The organism is Enterobacter sp. ENT03 (assembly GCF_019218745.1).
GTDB lineage: Bacteria > Pseudomonadota > Gammaproteobacteria > Enterobacterales > Enterobacteriaceae > Enterobacter_D.
This window is the reverse complement of sequence record NZ_JAHUXA010000005.1, coordinates 189,032-207,063: the sequence shown is the minus strand read 5'-3', so window position 1 is coordinate 207,063 and position 18,032 is coordinate 189,032. Positions and strand designations below refer to the sequence as shown.

The window sequence follows — 18,032 nt, the reverse complement described above, 5'->3', positions numbered from 1 at the left end:
GGGTCCTGAAGGAACGTTGAAGACGACGACGTTGATAGGCCGGGTGTGTAAGCGCAGCGATGCGTTGAGCTAACCGGTACTAATGAACCGTGAGGCTTAACCTTACAACGCCGAAGATGTTTTGGCGTGATTTGAGCGATTTTCAGCTGATACAGATTAGCGTTTAATGCCCTGAGTGGTGTTAGACGAACAGAATTTGCCTGGCGGCACTAGCGCGGCGGTCCCACCTGACCCCATGCCGAACTCAGAAGTGAAACGCCGTAGCGCCGATGGTAGTGTGGGGTCTCCCCATGCGAGAGTAGGGAACTGCCAGGCATCAAATTAAGCGTGCTGATATGGCTCAGTTGGTAGAGCGCACCCTTGGTAAGGGTGAGGTCCCCAGTTCGACTCTGGGTATCAGCACCAGTTTTAAAGCGGTTAATAGTTCGGCACTTAGAAAAGAATTTGCCTGGCGACACTAGCGCGGCGGTCCCACCTGACCCCATGCCGAACTCAGAAGTGAAACGCCGTAGCGCCGATGGTAGTGTGGGGTCTCCCCATGCGAGAGTAGGGAATTGCCAGGCATCAAATAAAGCAAAAAGCCCAGTCGAAAGACTGGGCTTTTTGCTATGCATTTCTTTTGAAAATACAGCACAGCTGGCCACGGAGCCTGCTGTGCTGTAATGAACAGCAGATTAATGGATCACCTGCGATAAAAACGCTCTTGTACGCTCAGATTTAGGGTTAGCGAAGAACGCGTCTGGCGGTGCTTGCTCAACGATTTCACCACGATCCATAAAGATCACCCGGTCTGCAACGGTGCGGGCAAAGCCCATCTCATGGGTAACGCAGAGCATGGTCATACCCGACTCGGCCAGACCAATCATCGTATCCAGCACTTCTTTGACCATTTCAGGATCAAGGGCCGAAGTAGGCTCATCGAACAGCATGATTTTCGGCTTCATACATAGCGAGCGGGCAATGGCTACGCGCTGTTGCTGTCCTCCGGAAATCTGCCCCGGAAATTTATGCGCGTGTTCAGCGATGCGTACGCGTTCCAGGTAATGCATCGCCAGCGCCTCTGCTTCCTTCTTCGGCATTTTACGTACCCAGATCGGTGCCAGCGTGCAGTTCTGCAGAACGGTCAAATGCGGAAACAGGTTAAAGTGCTGGAATACCATTCCGACTTCCTGGCGCACCTTTTCGATGTTACGGATGTCGTCATTCAGCTCGACACCATCCACGACAATCCGGCCTTGCTGATGTTCTTCCAGATGGTTGATACAGCGGATGGTTGTGGATTTCCCCGAACCCGACGGCCCGCAAAGAACGATACGCTCGCCTTGTTTGACCTGCAGGTTAATATCTTTCAGTACATGGAACTGCCCGTACCATTTATTCACATTGTCGAGCGTAATCATCGCATCGTCAGGCTGTAAAGTTGTATTGCTCATGTTTTTCCTCAGTGCGCTGTACGCCCGGTATTAAAACGCTTCTCCAGATGCTGGCTGTAGCGTGACATGCTAAAACAGAAGATCCAGTAAACCAGTGCGGCGAAAACATAGCCCTCAGTCGACATGCCGAGCCATGCGGGATCGACAGTGGCTTGCTGCACACTGCTGAAAAGATCGAACAAGCCGATGATGATCACCAGGCTGGTATCTTTGAACAGCGCAATAATGCTGTTAACCAGACCCGGGATCACCATCTTCAGTGCCTGGGGCAGGATCACCAGCCCCTGCGTTTTCCAGTAACCGAGGGCCAGTGACTCAGCGGCTTCGTACTGACCTTTAGGTAATGCCTGAAGTCCACCGCGTACCACTTCTGCCACATAAGCTGACTGAAACAGCACCACGCCGACCAGTGCACGGATAAGCTTATCAATACTGGTTCCTTCCGACATAAATAGCGGCAGCATCACCGATGACATAAACAGCACGGTGATTAGCGGCACGCCACGCCAGAACTCAATAAACACTACCGACAGGATCCGCACCACCGGCATCGCTGAACGCCGGCCTAAGGCCAGCAAAATGCCTAATGGCAAGGCACCAGCGATACCAACGGAGGCGATAATCAACGTCAGCGTTAATCCGCCCCATTGACGAGTTTCCACCCGTTCCAGCCCCAAAAAGCCGCCATACAGCAGCCACCACACCACAACCGGATAGATCAACGCCCAGCAGGCAATATAGCGGCCACGTTTTGGCAGAGTTTTCAAAAACATGGGTACGATTGAGAGCAGGCCCACAATCAATGCCACATTAATACGCCAGCGCTGCTCATGAGGGTAAAGGCCATACATAAACTGACCAAACCGCTGATGGATAAACACCCAGCAGGCGCCCTCCTTCGTACAATCCGCGCGGGTCGTTCCCGTCCAGTTAGCCTGAAATAAAACCCAGTTAAGCAGGGGGGGAATTAACTCCCACATGAGCCACAGGCAGAACAGAGTCAGCAATGTATTGGACCAGCTGGAAAACAGGTTCTTACGCGCCCAGAGTAAATAGCGTCCCGTCCCGGAACTGACCGGACGCGACGGGTGAGACAAGATCGCTTTTGTCATCATGGATCCTTAGCGTTCAATCAGCGCAATGCGACGGTTATAGATATTCATCAGCAACGAAATTCCGAGGCTGATAATCAGGTAAACCGACATGGTAATAGCGATGGTTTCAATCGCCTGGCCCGTCTGGTTGAGCACTGTTCCCGCAAAAAGCGACACCATATCTGGATAGCCAATCGCCGCCGCTAACGAGGAGTTTTTAACGATATTGAGATACTGACTGGTTAACGGCGGAATGATCACCCGCAGCGCCTGTGGAATGATCACCTGACGTAGCGTAACGGGATGTGGCAAACCAAGCGAGCGCGCTGCTTCATGCTGCCCGTGCGGGACTGACTGAATACCGGCGCGGATAATCTCTGCGATAAATGCAGAGGTATAAACCGACAGGGCCAGCGTCAGGGCCGCCAGTTCAGGGATGAGCGCCATTCCTCCGCGGAAGTTAAACCCACGAAGTTCCGGCACATCCCAGTGCAGAGCGGCCCCGAAGATCCCCTGTGCGATGAGCGGTAATGCAACGAAAAGTCCAAGCGCCACCGGCCATGTGCGCCGTAGTTGCCCGGTTTTGATCTGATGTGTCTTATTGAAGCGAAACAGTCCTGTCGATATGACGCCCGCCAGCACGACGGCCAGAATGAACGCCAGTAACCCCTCACCAAACTGCGGTGCCGGAATATAAAGGCCGCGATTACTGAGGAAGGCTACATCGAACGCACTTACTGCCTGACGCGGTCCTGGCAGATTACGCAGAACTGCAAAGTACCAGAAGAAGATCTGCAACAACGGTGGGATATTTCGGAACGTTTCAATGTAAATCGTCGACAATTTGCGCAGCAACCAGTTTTCAGACAGGCGCGCGAGTCCCAGAAAGAAACCCAGAAAGGAGGCAAAAACAATACACAGCGCCGATACCAGCAGCGTATTAAGCAAACCGACCAGGAACACGCGGCCATAGGTATCGCCTTGTTCATAGTCGATAAGATGCTGAACAATGCCAAAACCAGCGCTGCGATCAAGGAAGGCAAACCCGGAGGTGATGCCGCGGTTGCTAAGATTGGTAACAGTATTATGTATCAAATAGATCGCCACGCTGACGACAGCCAGTACAGCGATAATCTGAAACAGCCAGGCGCGAACCGTGGGGTTAGAGAAGGATAACGATCCTTTAACGGTTGGGCGGCGATGGGACATAAGGAAACCTCGGTAGCCATAACTCTGGACCGGACACCGCAAACGCGGTGCCCGTTACTGCAAGACACATAAACAGCAGGTCTTAGCGTACTGGCGGAGCGTACTGAATACCGCCATTGTTCCAGAGGTTGTTCTGGCCACGTTTGATTTTCAGCGGGCTTTCTGAGCCGACATTACGTTCGAACACTTCTGCGTAGTTACCGACTTTCTTGATAATGTTGTAAGCCCACTTGTTATCAAGCTTCAGATCTTTGCCGTAATCCCCTTCTTTACCCAGTAGATGGGCCATATCAGGTGTTGCCGGGTTCGCCGCTTTCTCATCAACGTTTTTAGAGGTGATCCCCATTTCTTCCGCATTCAGCATGGCGAACAGCGTCCAGCGAACAATGGAGAACCACTCATCGTCACCCCGGCGAACCACCGGGCCCAGCGGCTCTTTCGAGATCACTTCCGGCAGCACGATCCACTCGCCCGGCGTGCTCAGTTTAATACGCAGGGCATACAGCTGAGACTGGTCAGAAGCCAGCGTATCGCAACGACCTGACTCAAGCGCTTTCGCGGATTCATCAGAACGATCAAAGGTAACCGGGGTGTAGTTCATCTTGTTGGATTTGAAATAATCCGCCACGTTCAGTTCGGTATCTGTACCGGCCTGAATACAGACAGTCGCTCCGTCCAGCTCTTTAGCACTTTTGAGCCCTGCTTTATTGTGAGTCAGGAAGCCGATGCCGTCATAATAGGTCACACCGGTAAATGACATACCCATGCCTGAGTCACGAGAGGAGGTCCAGGTTGTATTACGCGAAAGGACATCCACCTCCCCAGACTGCAGCGCCGTGAAGCGCTCTTTTGCCGTCAGCGGGGTATATTTTACTTTGGTATCATCGCCGAAAACGGCAGCAGCAACGCCCCGGCAAACATCTACATCGATACCGCTAAATTTACCGTTGGCATCGGCATAAGAGAAACCTGGCAGTCCATCACTGATACCGCACTGTACAAACCCTTTCTTCTTTACTGCATCCAGAGTGGCGCCAGCATGCGCCTGATTAACAACAGCAAACAGCGCGCCGGCAGCGGCCAGGCTGGCGATCATCATCTTTTTCATAATGCATCCTGTGTGGCGAAATTATCGTTATAAGAAGGCGTCCGGGAAACGCCTGAAACCTGTCTGTGGCTTTGGCCATACTCTATAAAGCAAAGGTAGTGCCAGGTTTACGAGCGAGATAATTAATGCTGAACGCCCGTAATAAGGAGAGTGTAGACAGGGAAAAATAAAATCAGAGCACTGGATTGGTGCGAAATTAAAACCTGTGCCACAAATTGGAGCAAAATAAATTCATAGCAGACGAATCATTGGTGGTGTGAATGACTTATTCAGAAAGGCAGGGAGTAAATAATGATCCAAAGTAAAAGATAATTTTAACAATGTTGGCGAATTGCACCGGGCGGGAGCAAAAAAAACAGGCGTACATTAGCACGCCTGCGGGAGAGTTTATTTGGTGAGTGCAACAATGCCGAGGGTAACCCCTGCAATGGCCGCGGCACCGCCCGCGATAGCGCCTGCGGTTTCCCAGTTATCCTGGGTGGTACCTTTCATACAGGTATTGGTATGCACGAGGCGGCCCTGATCGTCATAAACCGGCACACAAGGGGAATCGTGAGCACACCCCGCCAGAACGGACGACAACAGTGCAATGGCAATTAACTTTTTCATGATCACAATTACCTCTTCGATGTGAATGTGCGAATTCTACCACTTGTTTGTGAAGCCTCCTGTGGCTGGAGTTTTACAAAGCATGTCGAATGTAAAAAGCATGGAGGAAAAACGACTGAATCTGCTGATTATGGAGAAATCGAGGAGGCGGGTGCGGGCGAAGATGCAAAAGGATGAGGATTCCCTGACGCAGACGGCGTCATACGAAGCGATGCCAGCAATCCGTCCACCAGTGACGGTGCGAGTTTGTCGAGGTCAAAACTTTTATCCGTCATAAGCCAGTTTTTAACAATGCCGCTCAGATAGGCCTGAATAATGATGATAGCCAGTTCGATGTCATTGTTCATAAATGCAGGGTTTTCATGTAAGCAGCGTTTCAGCATTAATGCAACATTGTCATGATTAAATAGCAGGCGCTCGCGTATTTCTATTTCTGCCGTTAGCTCTTTTGTAAATTCACATTTATGGTAAAGAATTTCAACCAATGCCTGCTCCAGCGGTTCCTGTGCAATTAATCGCAGGCCTTCTATTAATGATTCTCGTAATATTGTTTCGGCAGATGCATCTGGATGTAACCTAATTTTACTGGCAATTTTTTCCCGTACGGGTAATTGTTCATCCCAGATAGCATTAAATAATTCTGCTTTATTTGCGAAATGCCAATAAATGGCACCGCGGGTTACATGCGCTGCGCGGGCAATATCATCCAGTGATGTGCTGGCGAAACCCTGTTGCGAGAAAGTTATAATAGCGGTATCAATTAATAACTGACGCGTTTTTAACGCGTCCTCTTTTGTTCTTTTTGCCATGAATGATAACTACGCTGAATAATAAGATGGAGTCGATGAATCATATTTTCGTAAAAATGAATTTCTATCCTTGCATTTTTCCCCTGGTCATTCAACATAGCGGAGCTGTTTTTATTGTCGCCCTTTTTATATTCATCGCATAAATATATAAGGGTTTAATTATTAATATTACGATGCTGACGCGCGTCGGTGAATGCGAAAGGATATAAGGTGAAGCGCTATCATGGCAAAGTTCTTTATTGATCGACCTATATTCGCCTGGGTGCTGGCGATTATTTTGATGTTGGCAGGTGCGCTGGCGGTCATTAATCTTCCTATCGCACAGTACCCCACGATCGCACCGCCTGCGATTGCTATTAATGCGACCTATCCTGGCGCTGACGCGCAAACGGTGCAGGACACCGTCACTCAGGTAATTGAACAAAATATGAATGGCCTGGATAACCTGATGTATATGTCATCCACCAGCGATTCGGCCGGGAGCGTGTCTGTCACCCTGACCTTTAAATCCGGTACTGATGCTGATATAGCCCAGGTGCAGGTGCAGAACAAATTGCAACTTGCCATGCCGTTATTACCGCAAGAAGTGCAGCAGCAGGGGATCAACGTTAAGAAGTCGAGCAGTACATTTTTGATGGTGGTGAGCCTGATCTCTGAAGACGGGAGTATGACGCAGGATGATATTGCCGATTTTATTTCGTCGAATATTAAGGATCCCGTCAGCCGTACCGAGGGGGTCGGTGATGTTCAACTCTTCGGTGCGCAATATGCGATGCGCATCTGGTTAGATCCAAAAAAGCTCAATGAATATCAGTTGACTACCGTTGATGTCGTTAATCAGCTCAAAGCCCAAAATAGCCAGATTGCCGCCGGGCAACTTGGCGGTACACCGTCAGTAGCCAATCAACAGATAAATGCTTCTATCATTGCCCAAACGCGGCTGCGTACACCGGAGCAGTTTGGTCGTATTACGCTCAAAGTTTTAGCCACTGGCGCACGCGTTCAGTTGAAGGACGTTGCCCGGATTGAGCGGGGTGGCGAGAACTACAATGTGATCGCCCGATATAATGGCAAATTGTCCGCAGGGCTTGGCATTAAGCTCGCAACAGGCGCTAACGCACTGGATGCTGCCGAGGCGGTGAAACAGCAAATGGTCCACCTGCAGCCCTACTTTCCTCACGGCTTAAAGCTGGTTTACAGTTACGACACCACCCCTTTTATCAAGATCTCCATCCGTGAAGTTTTCAAAACGCTGTTTGAGGCTATCGTGCTGGTGTTTCTTGTCATGTACCTGTTTTTGCAAAATTTACGGGCTACGCTCATACCTACCATTGCGGTGCCAGTGGTCCTGCTGGGCACCTTTGCCATACTGGCGGCTTTCGGCTACTCGATTAATACGCTAACCATGTTTGGCATGGTGTTAGCTATTGGCTTGCTGGTAGATGATGCCATCGTTGTGGTTGAAAACGTTGAACGTGTAATGGTTGATGAGGGGCTTCCACCCAAAGAGGCCACGCAAAAATCAATGGAACAAATCCAGGGGGCACTGGTGGGGATCGCCATGGTGCTGTCGGCGGTATTCATCCCGATGGCCTTTTTTGGTGGTTCAACCGGGGTGATCTACCGACAATTCTCCATCACCATTGTTTCTGCCATGGCCTTGTCAGTACTGGTGGCGCTCATCTTAACGCCTGCCCTCTGCGCTACCCTGTTAAAACCAGCTTCGCCTGGCGAACATGCCGCCGCTAACGGACTTTTTGGTTGGTTTAACCGGTTATTTGAACAGAGTACTGACCATTACACCGGTAGCGTACAGAAACTGCTAAACCGTACCGGACGCTATATGGTTCTGTATCTGGTGATCGTCGTGGGAATGGCTTTATTGTTCATGCGCTTGCCGACCTCCTTTTTACCGGAAGAAGATCAGGGCGTCCTGCTAACGATGGCTACGCTCCCTGCCGGAACAGCACTGGATCGTACGGAAAAAGTCATGCAGCAAGTCACGCATTACTACCTGACCAACGAAAAACGTAATGTAGACTCCGTGTTTACGGTAACCGGGTTCGGGCTCAACGGTAAAGGGCAGAACAACGGCCTGGCTTTTATCCGCCTGAAAGACTGGGCTCAGCGTAAAGGCGAGGAAAACCGCGTTGAGGCGATAGTTGCCCGCGCTACACATGCCTTTCACAGTATCAAAGATGGAATGGTCTTTGCGTTTAATCTTCCTGCCATCACTGAACTGGGAACGGCTACCGGGTTCGACTTCGAGCTGATCGATCAGGCGGGGCTGGGACATGTGGCATTAACCAAAGCGCGCAATGAACTGCTGAAGAAGGTGGCGCAGCGTCCGGATATGCTGGTACGGGCCCGGCCTAACGGTCTGGAGGATATGCCGCAATTCAAACTGAATGTCGATCAGGAAAAGGCGCAGGCACTTGGCGTTTCGCTGGTGGATATTAATAAGACCATCGCCACCGCTCTGGGCAGCACCTATGTAAATGACTTTATTGATAATGGCCGCGTCAAAAAGGTTTACGCTCAGGCTGAAGCGCCTTTTCGCATGATGCCAGATGATATTAATCACTGGTATGTGCGTAGCCATAACGGCGAAATGGTCCCCTTCTCAAGTTTTACCAGCGCCAGTTGGATCCAGGGTTCGCCTCGTCTGGAGCGATATAACGGTTTGCCGTCAATGGAAATACTGGGTGAAGCTGCACCCGGGAAAAGTAGCGGTGAGGCGATGGAGCTAATGGAAGACTTCGCTGCAACGCTTCCCAATGGTATTGGCTTTGACTGGACAGGAATGTCATATCAGGAACGTTTATCCGGCAACCAGGCGCCAGCGTTATACGCGATCTCATTGATGGTCGTATTCCTGTGCCTGGCAGCGCTCTATGAAAGTTGGTCGATTCCCTTTTCCGTCATGCTGGTCGTACCGCTTGGCGTGATGGGCGCACTTGTAGCGGCGAGTTGCCGGGGATTGAGCAATGACGTCTATTTTCAGGTTGGGTTACTGACCACCATCGGATTATCCGCAAAAAACGCTATTTTGATCGTCGAGTTTGCCAAGGATCTGATGGATAAAGAGGGCAAAAACTTAGTCGACGCGACGTTGGAAGCGGTAAAAATGCGTCTGCGTCCCATCCTTATGACCTCGCTGGCTTTTATTCTTGGCGTTATGCCGCTGGTGCTTAGTACTGGCGCAGGCAGCGGTGCGCAAAATGCGGTGGGAACCGGCGTGATGGGTGGCATGGTATCGGCGACATTATTAGCGATATTTTTTGTACCAGTTTTCTTTGTCGTGATTCGGCGGCGATTAATTAATAAGGTCTAAATATATTTACCGAATGGATATGTATTAATTGATATATATATTTCACTTATATATTAAGTCGGTTATGCATAATATTTTTTCTCTATTCATCTGTGCATTTAGTTTTAAGTGCCATTATTTCTGGCTTCAGCGGTGGTGTCATTTACACAAATAGCGGATTGTTTGTAGGATACCCGACCCGCTGGTTTTATTTTCTACCTGCTTTGCGGTGCATGCCGCGCATTGAGTTTTGAGGAACTGCAATGAATAAATTTGGTGAATGTATTCGCCTTTCGTCAGCCATTATAATAGCGATCGGCTTGCTTAGCGGTTGCAATGATAATGAAAACGCGCCAGCTAAAATACCTGACCCTGAGGTCAGTGTCTGGAAGGTTAAAGCAGCCCCTCTGGCGATAACGACAGAATTGCCGGGGCGTACCGATGCATTTCGAATTGCAGAGGTGCGTCCACAGGTTAGCGGAATTATTCTCAAGCGTAATTTCGTTGAAGGAAACGAAATTCGTGCAGGTGATTCCCTGTATCAGATTGATCCGGCAAGTTATAAAGCTGCCTGGTCTAGCGCACAGGGTGAATTAGCGAAAGCCGAGGCGGCAGCTAATATTGCGCATTTGACGGTCAAACGCTATGTCCCTCTTGTTGGAACGCAATATGTCAGCCGTCAGGAATATGACACTGCTGTCGCAAATGCACGTCAGGCGGATGCCAGCGTTCAGGCGGCACAGGCGGCAGTAGAAACCGCCCGTATTAACCTGGCTTATACCCGCGTCAGTTCACCGATCAGTGGTCGCATTGGTAAATCTGCCGTAACCGAAGGGGCGCTGGTAACCAATGGTCAGACGGCGGCACTGGCCACCGTTCAGCAGATCGATCCCATTTATGTCGATCTCACGCAGTCAAGCAGCGACTTTATGCGCCTGAAACAGGCGGTCGAACAAGGCAGCCTGCACAAGGAAGATGGTAAAGCAGAGGTTGAATTGATCGCTGAAAACGGCCAGGTCTATCCGTTAAAAGGCTCACTGGCATTCTCAGACATCACCGTCGATCAAAGTACGGGCTCGATCACTATCCGCGCGGTTTTCCCTAATCCCGATCATACCCTGTTACCGGGGATGTTTGTGCGTGCACGCCTGGCAGAAGGTGTCCAGCCGGCAGCCATTCTGGTGCCGCAGCAGGGGGTGACGCGCAACGCACGTGGCGATGCCACGGTAATGCTGGTGAATGATAAAGGTGTCGTGGAGCAGCGTAACGTCGTCGCCTCACAAGCGATTGGTGATAAATGGCTTATTTCCGAGGGACTGAAAGAAGGCGAAAACGTCATTGTCAGCGGACTGCAACGCGCCCGTGCCGGCATCCATGTGACCATCGCGCCTGCTTCATCAGGCGAGCAAAAAACCGCAGTGCAGTGATCGCACTCACGCAATGAGAGCAAATGATGGCTAAGTTTTTTATCGATCGTCCGATTTTTGCCTGGGTGCTGGCGATCATACTAATGATTGCGGGTGTGCTGGCAATTATGCAATTACCCGTGGCGCAGTATCCGACTATTGCGCCACCTGCGATAGCAATCACCGCCACCTATCCGGGAGCCGATGCGCAAACGGTGCAGGATACCGTCACGCAGGTGATTGAACAGAACATGAATGGTATTGATAACCTCATGTACATGTCATCAACCAGTGATTCTGCGGGGGGGGTTACAATCACGTTGACGTTTCAGTCAGGTACTGAAGCGGATATTGCTCAGGTTCAGGTGCAGAACAAACTGCAACTGGCAATGCCGCTACTGCCTCAGGAAGTTCAGCAGCAGGGGATTAGCGTTGAGAAAGCCAGCAGCAGTTTTCTGATGGTCGTGGGATTCACCTCTGATAATAAGAGACTGAATCAGGACGACATTTCGGATTATGTCGCCTCAAACGTGAAAGATGCGATCAGTCGAACTAATGGGGTTGGCGATGTGCAGCTTTTTGGAGCCCAGTACGCGATGCGTATCTGGCTGAACGCGGAATTGCTGAATAAATTCCACCTGACGCCGGTAGATGTCGTTAATCAGCTCAAAGTGCAAAATGATCAGATTGCGGCAGGGCAACTGGGGGGTACACCATCCGTGCCTAACCAACAGCTCAATGCCTCTATCATTGCGCAAACGCGACTAAAAGATCCTGAGCAATTCGGCAACGTGATGCTACGCGTCAATGCCGATGGTTCGCAGGTTCGCCTGAAGGATGTCGCGCGCATTGAGCTGGGCGGTGAGAACTACAACACCGTGACGAAAATCAATGGTCAGGATGCGGCGGCAATTGGTATCAAGCTGGCAACCGGGGCAAATGCCCTTGATACTGCCAGCGCCATAAAACAGAAGTTACAGGCACTTTCCCCCTTTTTCCCCCAGGGTATGAAAGTTGTTTATCCTTATGACACGACGCCTTTCGTACAGCTTTCGATTCATGAGGTGATTAAAACCCTGTTCGAAGCAATCATTCTCGTTTTCCTGGTCATGTATCTGTTCCTGCAAAACATCCGCGCTACGTTGATCCCAACCATTGCCGTGCCGGTCGTATTGCTGGGTACCTTCGCCGTTCTGGCAGCCTTCGGTTTTTCGATTAATACCCTGACCATGTTTGGTATGGTGCTGGCTATCGGTTTGCTGGTCGACGACGCCATCGTCGTCGTGGAGAACGTCGAGCGTGTGATGGTAGAAGATCATCTGCCGCCAAAAGAAGCCACGCAGAAGTCAATGGAACAGATCCAGGGGGCGCTGGTGGGCATCGCCATGGTGTTGTCGGCGGTGTTTATTCCGATGGCGTTTTTTGGCGGATCCACAGGGGAAATTTACCGCCAGTTCTCCATTACCATCGTATCAGCGATGGCGCTGTCGGTGCTGGTTGCGCTAATCCTGACGCCCGCGCTATGCGCCACGCTGCTGAAGCCAGTCGATCCGCATACTCATGGTGAGAAAACAGGATTCTTTGGCTGGTTCAACCGCCTGTTTGAGCGCTGTACCAGTCATTACACCGAGAGCATCAGCGGGATCATCAGAAGCACCGCGCGTTACATGGCACTCTATGTGCTGATCGTCGCGGGAATGGCCGTGCTGTTTTTACGCTTGCCCACCTCCTTTTTACCGGACGAGGATCAAGGCGTCTTCATGACCATGGTACAGCTGCCAGCAGGGGCCACGCAGGCGCGTACGCAGAAGGTACTTGATCAAGTGACTGATTATTACCTTAACGATGAAAAAGCGAACGTGGATTCGGTACTGACGGTCAACGGTTTTAGCTATAGCGGTCAGGGACAAAACTCGGGGATGGCTTTTATCAGCCTCAAGCCATGGGAGGCGCGTAAAGGTAAAGAAAACACGGTAGAGGGCATTGTTGCGCGTGCCACAAAAGCGTTCAGCCGAATTCATGAAGGCCAAATCTTTCCGTTTAACCTGCCGCCGATTGTTGAGCTTGGTACCGCGACCGGTTTTGACTTCGAGCTTATCGATCAGGCGAACCTCGGACACGATGCGCTGACAAAAGCCCGTAACCAGTTAATGGCGCTGGCGCAGCAGCATCCGGATCAACTGGTGCGTGTGCGTCCTAATGGCCTTGAAGATACACCGCAGTTCAAACTTGAAGTGGACATTGAAAAAGCCCAGGCGTTAGGGATCGATCTTTCTGATGTTAATCAGACAATTTCGATAGCGTTGGGCGGTTCCTACGTTAATGACTTCATTGATCATGGGCGCGTGAAAAAAGTCTACGTTCAGGCTGATGCAAAATTCCGTATGCTGCCAGGCGACATCAATAACCTCTATGTGCGCAGCGGCAACGGGGAAATGGCGCCGTTCTCGGCGTTCACCACCTCAAGTTGGGTATATGGCTCACCACGACTTGAACGCTTTAATGGTTTGCCATCCATGGAGATCCTGGGGGAGGCCGCGCCCGGCAAGAGCTCCGGGGATGCCATGCTGTTAATGGAGCAGATGGCGTCCCAACTGCCCGCTGGCATCGGTTACGACTGGACGGGGATGTCATATCAGGAGCGTTTGTCCGGTAATCAGGCCCCGGCGTTATATGCTATTTCGCTGATTGTCGTCTTCCTGTGCCTGGCAGCGTTATACGAGAGTTGGTCGATCCCGTTCTCCGTTATGCTGGTGGTGCCGCTTGGCGTAATTGGCGCGTTACTGGCGGCGATGGTCAGGGGCTTAAATAACGATGTCTATTTCCAGGTTGGTCTGTTAACGACCATCGGGCTGTCGGCAAAAAACGCTATTTTAATCGTCGAATTTGCTAAGGACTTGATGGATAAAGAAGGCAAGGGCGTGATTGAAGCCACTCTGGATGCGGTGCGCATGCGTCTTCGGCCGATCCTGATGACATCGCTGGCATTTATTCTTGGCGTGATGCCGCTGGTGATCAGTTCCGGCGCGGGCAGCGGTGCACAGAATGCCGTCGGCACCGGGGTGCTGGGGGGGATGCTGACCGCTACGCTGCTGGCGATCTTCTTTGTTCCGGTCTTCTTCGTCATTGTCAGGCAGTATTTCACGAAAAAAGCCAGATAACGGCTCATCGGCCCCCGGTCTATTTGCAGAGGCCGGGGGCTTTTTTATTTAGTTGGGCGGCCCAATAGCACGGCCTCCTGCGCGGAAAGCGGCTTGCCGAGCAGGAAACCCTGGAGAGTATTGCAACCCAGCTCTGTGAGGAATGACTGCTGCGCTTCGGTTTCAACGCCTTCTGCAACGATTTGCAGATCCAGCGTTTTCGCCAGCGCCACAATGGCAGAAACGATCGTCGCATCATCCCCATCCCCATTAAGCTCTTTCACAAAAGCGCGATCGATCTTGAGCTCGCAAGCGGGCAGGCGTTTTAAGTACAGCAGGCTGGAATAGCCGGTACCAAAATCATCAATGGAGGCTTTAACACCCGCTTGCGTCAGCTCTGTCAGAATGCGCACGCTCTCTTCGGGATTGCTCATCGCCGTGGTTTCGGTGACTTCGAGGATCAAATCACCTGGCGCGACCTGATACCGTTGCAGACAGGCCATCACATGCTCCACCAGTCCTGGTTGCTCGAACTGCAGGGTGGATAAATTAACCGCCATTGACCATGACGTATTCCCCTGCTGATGCCACTCCTGGAGTTGTCGACAAGCCTCATCAATCACCCAGTTGCCGATAGGAATGATCAGCCCGGTTTTTTCCGCCAGCGGTAGAAACACGTCCGGGGTTAACAGACCGCGCTTGCTGTGCTGCCAGCGAAGCAGCGCCTCAAAGCCGACCACCGGCCCGGAGGGGGCATGAAATTTAGGCTGATAGAGTAAGCGCAGCTCGTTGCGCTCCAGTGCCTGCCACAAATCGTTCACCAGCTGTAACTGTGCCTGCGCCAGCGTGTTCATCGAGGGCTGGAAAAAGTGATAACCGTTACGGCCCACGCGTTTTGTGTGATACATCGCCGCATCAGCGTTAAACATCAGTTCGCGCTCATTTTCGCCATCATGGGGAAAGAGGGCGATGCCAACGCTCAACGTCACCATCAGTTCATAAGGTTCCAGGGCAAATGGCCGATCCACCACACGCACCAGTTCGCTGGCAAGCGATGCGGCCTCATCCGGGGCGCTGACTTCTGCCAGCAGGACAAATTCATCGCCGCCAATGCGCGCCAGCGTGTATTGTCCCCGCAGCGGAGATTTCAGGCGTTCGGTGACGGCGATCAGCAACCTGTCTCCCACATCATGCCCATAGGCGTCATTTACCGCCTTGAAACCATCCAGATCCATAAACATCAAGGCAAAAAACGTGCCTTCCCGCCTGGCTTTGCGGATCGCCTGATCCAGACGGTCTTCCAGCAACACGCGGTTAGGCAAACGGGTGAGGGTGTCGTGGAGCGCCAGTTGCGCCAGTTCGCGGTTGGCTTCCGCAAGGGACAGGGCAAGTAGTGAAGTACGCGCCTGCAGGCGGGCATCCAGCATCGAGACCAGCAAGGTGATCCCCAGAATAGAGAGGGCGACAACGCTAACGAGGATCGCCAGCCAGTTGCCGTTGACGCCGGTATGCATCATTGCATGCTGGTCAGGGAAAATCGCCGCCTGCATGCCGGTATAGTGCATTCCGGCAATCGCCAGGCCCATCAAAATGGCGGCCCCTGCTCGCATGAGCGCAACCTGTGCCGCTTCGTGACGCAACCGGAACGTTAGCCACAACGCCGCCCACGACGCGACAAACGCAATCACCAGCGACAGTGCAACCCAGCGCATATCCCAGACGATGGCTGGCGAAACCTGTAATGCCGCCATGCCGGTATAGTGCATAGCGGAAATTCCCGCGCCCATAACGAGTGAACCGGGGATCAAACGACGCTGGTGGAGATCTGATTTACTGACCAGCCACAACGCGAATAGCGATGCGCTGAAGGCAATGAACATCGAAAGGGCGGTCATGCCGGGGGCATAGTGCATGTGCATGGTGAGCTCCATCGACAGCATGCCGATGAAGTGCATCGCCCAGATGCCGATGCCCATGGAAAAACTTCCGCCAATAAGCCATACCCATGCGGTTTTGCCCTGGCTGCTGGTCACGCGTCCTGCCATATTGAGAGCGGTATACGCGGCGAGAATGGCCACGGCAAAAGAGATTACGACCAGTACATGGTCGTATTGGCTTACCAGCATGATGTCATCAACTCGTTTACGCTAAGGCGTGATCTTTTATCTACAGTACAGGCGGAAGGGGCGAGACATTATCACTGTCTGTAAAGGGCGCAAAGGGATTTAAATCCATGGAATGTAGAGGGGATAGCGGCAGTTTCGCTTAAAATCGCCGACGATCAACTACTCAAGCTCAGAACAGTTCACCAGCTTTAATGGATTTACCGAGTTCATGTTGCGACATTTATCCACATCTGTGGTGAGCAGCTCCACGCAGTACATCAACAGCCCGTCAAACAGGAAAATGGTAACGGCGAAAACGATCAGCCAGCCATATTTACGCAACATATTGTTTGTTCACTCTTTCGCCGATGTAGTGCTGGAAATATACACGAATTAATGGCTAATGAAAGAACGACAAGCGGGGTTTTATACTGCTGTTTCAGGCAATAAAAAAGGCGCTTCCCCATGCCGGTAAGCGCCTTTTTAAACAAGCAATTAACTGATTAGTATCAGTTCATGCCGTATTTTTTCAATTTCTTACGCAGAGTACCACGGTTGATACCCATCATCAGGGCAGCGCGCGTTTGGTTACCGCGGGTGTATTGCATCACCATGTCCAACAATGGCTGTTCTACTTCAGCCAATACCAGCTCATACAGATCACTCACATCCTGACCGTTCAGTTGAGCAAAATAGTTCTTCAGTGCCTGCTTTACCGAGTCACGCAGAGGTTTTTGGGTTACCTGGTCCTGAGAGTTAACGGTAGAAACGGTCAGTACGTCAGAATTTACGCGTTGTTCGAACATAGTTCTGTCAGCTCTTTATTTCTGTTTACGCAAAATTTTCGAAGTATGCCTCCAACGCCTCCAGCTGTTCGCTGGCATCCTCAATGGCGTTGAATGTGCGCCGAAACTGGTCATTTGGAGCGTGTTCCTGGAGATACCAGGATACGTGTTTCCGCGCAATTCGGTACCCCTTTGCCTGACCGTAAAAGTCATGCAGTTCCCGAATATGCGCACAAAGCAAGCGCTTCACCTCTGCCAGAGGCAGGGGAGGAAGCAGCTCCCCAGTGTCCAGATAGTGCTGGATTTCCCGAAAGATCCAGGGTCTTCCCAGAGCCGCGCGACCTATCATCAGAGCATCAGCCCCTGTATAGTCGAGCACAGCTCTGGCTTTAAGCGGGTCAGTAATGTCGCCATTCGCGATAATCGGAATGGAAACGTTCTGCTTAACTGCCCGAATACTGTTGTATTCCGCGTCTCCGTTGAACAAACAGGCGCGAGTGCGTCCATGAATGGTCAGAGCCTGGATACCACAATCTTCAGCCAGTTGGGCAATTTCTACGCAGTTACGGTGTTCTGGAGCCCAACCCGTGCGAATCTTGAGCGTAACAGGAACATCCACCGCCGCTACCACCGCAGTCAGGATAGACTTCACCAGATCTGGATGCTGCAAAAGGGCTGAACCTGCCAGCTTGCGATTCACCTTTTTAGCCGGGCAACCCATATTAATATCAATAATCTGGGCGCCACTTTCCACGTTAATACGTGCGGCTTCCGCCATTTCTTCAGGTACGCTACCAGCGATCTGCACTGTACGAATACCCGGCTCATCAATGTGCACCATACGCAAACGTGATTTGTCACTTTCCCAAACCTGAGGGTTAGAAGACATCATCTCGGATACGGTAAGTCCCGCTCCCATCTCGTAGCACAGCGTCCTGAATGGTCTGTCAGTGATGCCAGCCATAGGTGCTGCGATCAGGCGATTCCTGAGCTGGTAGTGTCCGATTCGCATGAGTTAAGA

General features: G+C 51.5%; 13 protein-coding genes, 1 tRNA gene and 3 rRNA genes. 7 read left to right on the top strand and 10 right to left on the bottom strand.

The window, feature by feature from the left end:
• The 4 genes from KW828_RS10185 to rrf (KW828_RS10170) all read left to right on the top strand — a co-directional run.
• Positions 1 to 104 (top strand): 23S ribosomal RNA (locus KW828_RS10185); the annotation flags it as partial.
• 95 nt (positions 105 to 199) lie between these two features.
• A 5S ribosomal RNA gene (gene rrf, locus KW828_RS10180) occupies positions 200 to 315 on the top strand.
• Between the two features lie 14 nt (positions 316 to 329).
• Positions 330 to 405 (top strand) — tRNA-Thr (locus KW828_RS10175).
• 42 nt (positions 406 to 447) lie between these two features.
• Positions 448 to 563 (top strand): 5S ribosomal RNA (gene rrf, locus KW828_RS10170).
• A 111-nt stretch (positions 564 to 674) separates the two neighbouring features.
• On the opposite strand, the gene KW828_RS10165 is transcribed toward rrf (KW828_RS10170), so the two are convergent.
• The 6 genes from KW828_RS10165 to KW828_RS10140 all read right to left on the bottom strand — a co-directional run bounded on the left by KW828_RS10165 (position 675) and on the right by KW828_RS10140 (position 6,262).
• The gene (locus tag KW828_RS10165; RefSeq protein WP_218336244.1) at positions 675 to 1,433 is read right to left on the bottom strand and encodes an amino acid ABC transporter ATP-binding protein; all 759 of its coding nucleotides are present in this window, start codon (positions 1,431 to 1,433) and stop codon (positions 675 to 677) included.
• Positions 1,434 to 1,441: 8 nt separating this feature from the next.
• Complete coding sequence (locus KW828_RS10160) at positions 1,442 to 2,545, bottom strand: amino acid ABC transporter permease (protein WP_218336256.1); 1,104 nt, start codon at positions 2,543 to 2,545, stop codon at positions 1,442 to 1,444.
• Positions 2,546 to 2,554: 9 nt separating this feature from the next.
• A complete protein-coding gene (locus tag KW828_RS10155) occupies positions 2,555 to 3,736 on the bottom strand; it encodes an amino acid ABC transporter permease (protein ID WP_218336243.1) in 1,182 nt (393 codons plus the stop codon).
• A gap of 82 nt (positions 3,737 to 3,818) precedes the next feature.
• On the bottom strand, positions 3,819 to 4,844 hold the full coding sequence (locus KW828_RS10150) for an amino acid ABC transporter substrate-binding protein (protein ID WP_088221621.1): 1,026 nt from the start codon (positions 4,842 to 4,844) through the stop codon (positions 3,819 to 3,821).
• 387 nt (positions 4,845 to 5,231) lie between these two features.
• On the bottom strand, positions 5,232 to 5,453 hold the full coding sequence (locus tag KW828_RS10145; RefSeq protein ID WP_072569513.1) for a hypothetical protein: 222 nt from the start codon (positions 5,451 to 5,453) through the stop codon (positions 5,232 to 5,234).
• Positions 5,454 to 5,581: 128 nt separating this feature from the next.
• Positions 5,582 to 6,262, bottom strand: a complete 681-nt coding sequence (locus KW828_RS10140; protein ID WP_218336242.1) for a TetR family transcriptional regulator — start codon at positions 6,260 to 6,262, stop codon at positions 5,582 to 5,584.
• A gap of 223 nt (positions 6,263 to 6,485) precedes the next feature.
• Between KW828_RS10140 and KW828_RS10135 the strand changes: the two genes are divergently transcribed.
• From KW828_RS10135 to KW828_RS10125, 3 genes are all read left to right on the top strand, one after another.
• Positions 6,486 to 9,596 (top strand): efflux RND transporter permease subunit, encoded by a 3,111-nt coding sequence (locus tag KW828_RS10135; RefSeq protein ID WP_218336241.1) that lies wholly within the window; start codon positions 6,486 to 6,488, stop codon positions 9,594 to 9,596.
• A gap of 242 nt (positions 9,597 to 9,838) precedes the next feature.
• Positions 9,839 to 11,002, top strand: a complete 1,164-nt coding sequence (locus KW828_RS10130; protein ID WP_218336240.1) for an efflux RND transporter periplasmic adaptor subunit — start codon at positions 9,839 to 9,841, stop codon at positions 11,000 to 11,002.
• A gap of 26 nt (positions 11,003 to 11,028) precedes the next feature.
• The gene (locus tag KW828_RS10125) at positions 11,029 to 14,142 is read left to right on the top strand and encodes an efflux RND transporter permease subunit (protein WP_218336255.1); all 3,114 of its coding nucleotides are present in this window, start codon (positions 11,029 to 11,031) and stop codon (positions 14,140 to 14,142) included.
• A 44-nt stretch (positions 14,143 to 14,186) separates the two neighbouring features.
• Here the strand turns inward: KW828_RS10125 and KW828_RS10120 are convergent, their stop codons facing one another.
• From KW828_RS10120 to dusB, 4 genes are all read right to left on the bottom strand, one after another.
• Positions 14,187 to 16,247 carry a bifunctional diguanylate cyclase/phosphodiesterase gene (locus KW828_RS10120; protein WP_218336239.1) on the bottom strand — a complete coding sequence of 687 codons (2,061 nt, stop codon included), beginning with the start codon at positions 16,245 to 16,247 and terminating at the stop codon, positions 14,187 to 14,189.
• A gap of 159 nt (positions 16,248 to 16,406) precedes the next feature.
• Positions 16,407 to 16,571 (bottom strand): DUF2556 family protein, encoded by a 165-nt coding sequence (locus KW828_RS10115; RefSeq protein ID WP_218336238.1) that lies wholly within the window; start codon positions 16,569 to 16,571, stop codon positions 16,407 to 16,409.
• A 164-nt stretch (positions 16,572 to 16,735) separates the two neighbouring features.
• Positions 16,736 to 17,032: a DNA-binding transcriptional regulator Fis gene (gene fis / locus KW828_RS10110; RefSeq protein ID WP_003855228.1), complete on the bottom strand. Its 297-nt coding sequence runs from the start codon at positions 17,030 to 17,032 to the stop codon at positions 16,736 to 16,738.
• Between the two features lie 25 nt (positions 17,033 to 17,057).
• Positions 17,058 to 18,023: a tRNA dihydrouridine synthase DusB gene (dusB, locus tag KW828_RS10105; protein WP_218336237.1), complete on the bottom strand. Its 966-nt coding sequence runs from the start codon at positions 18,021 to 18,023 to the stop codon at positions 17,058 to 17,060.
• Between the last annotated feature and the right edge of the window lie 9 nt (positions 18,024 to 18,032).

Excerpts from the sequence above, each read along its gene's own strand:
- KW828_RS10165 (WP_218336244.1), bottom strand. The coding sequence starts at position 1,433 with ATGAGCAATACAACTTTACAGCCTGACGATGCGATGATTACGCTCGAC.
- KW828_RS10160 (WP_218336256.1), bottom strand. The coding sequence starts at position 2,545 with ATGACAAAAGCGATCTTGTCTCACCCGTCGCGTCCGGTCAGTTCCGGG.
- KW828_RS10155 (WP_218336243.1), bottom strand. The coding sequence starts at position 3,736 with ATGTCCCATCGCCGCCCAACCGTTAAAGGATCGTTATCCTTCTCTAAC.
- KW828_RS10150 (WP_088221621.1), bottom strand. The coding sequence starts at position 4,844 with ATGAAAAAGATGATGATCGCCAGCCTGGCCGCTGCCGGCGCGCTGTTT.
- KW828_RS10145 (WP_072569513.1), bottom strand. The coding sequence starts at position 5,453 with ATGAAAAAGTTAATTGCCATTGCACTGTTGTCGTCCGTTCTGGCGGGG.
- KW828_RS10140 (WP_218336242.1), bottom strand. The coding sequence starts at position 6,262 with ATGGCAAAAAGAACAAAAGAGGACGCGTTAAAAACGCGTCAGTTATTA.
- KW828_RS10135 (WP_218336241.1), top strand. The coding sequence starts at position 6,486 with ATGGCAAAGTTCTTTATTGATCGACCTATATTCGCCTGGGTGCTGGCG.
- KW828_RS10130 (WP_218336240.1), top strand. The coding sequence starts at position 9,839 with ATGAATAAATTTGGTGAATGTATTCGCCTTTCGTCAGCCATTATAATA.
- KW828_RS10125 (WP_218336255.1), top strand. The coding sequence starts at position 11,029 with ATGGCTAAGTTTTTTATCGATCGTCCGATTTTTGCCTGGGTGCTGGCG.
- KW828_RS10120 (WP_218336239.1), bottom strand. The coding sequence starts at position 16,247 with ATGCTGGTAAGCCAATACGACCATGTACTGGTCGTAATCTCTTTTGCC.
- KW828_RS10115 (WP_218336238.1), bottom strand. The coding sequence starts at position 16,571 with ATGTTGCGTAAATATGGCTGGCTGATCGTTTTCGCCGTTACCATTTTC.
- fis (WP_003855228.1), bottom strand. The coding sequence starts at position 17,032 with ATGTTCGAACAACGCGTAAATTCTGACGTACTGACCGTTTCTACCGTT.
- dusB (WP_218336237.1), bottom strand. The coding sequence starts at position 18,023 with ATGCGAATCGGACACTACCAGCTCAGGAATCGCCTGATCGCAGCACCT.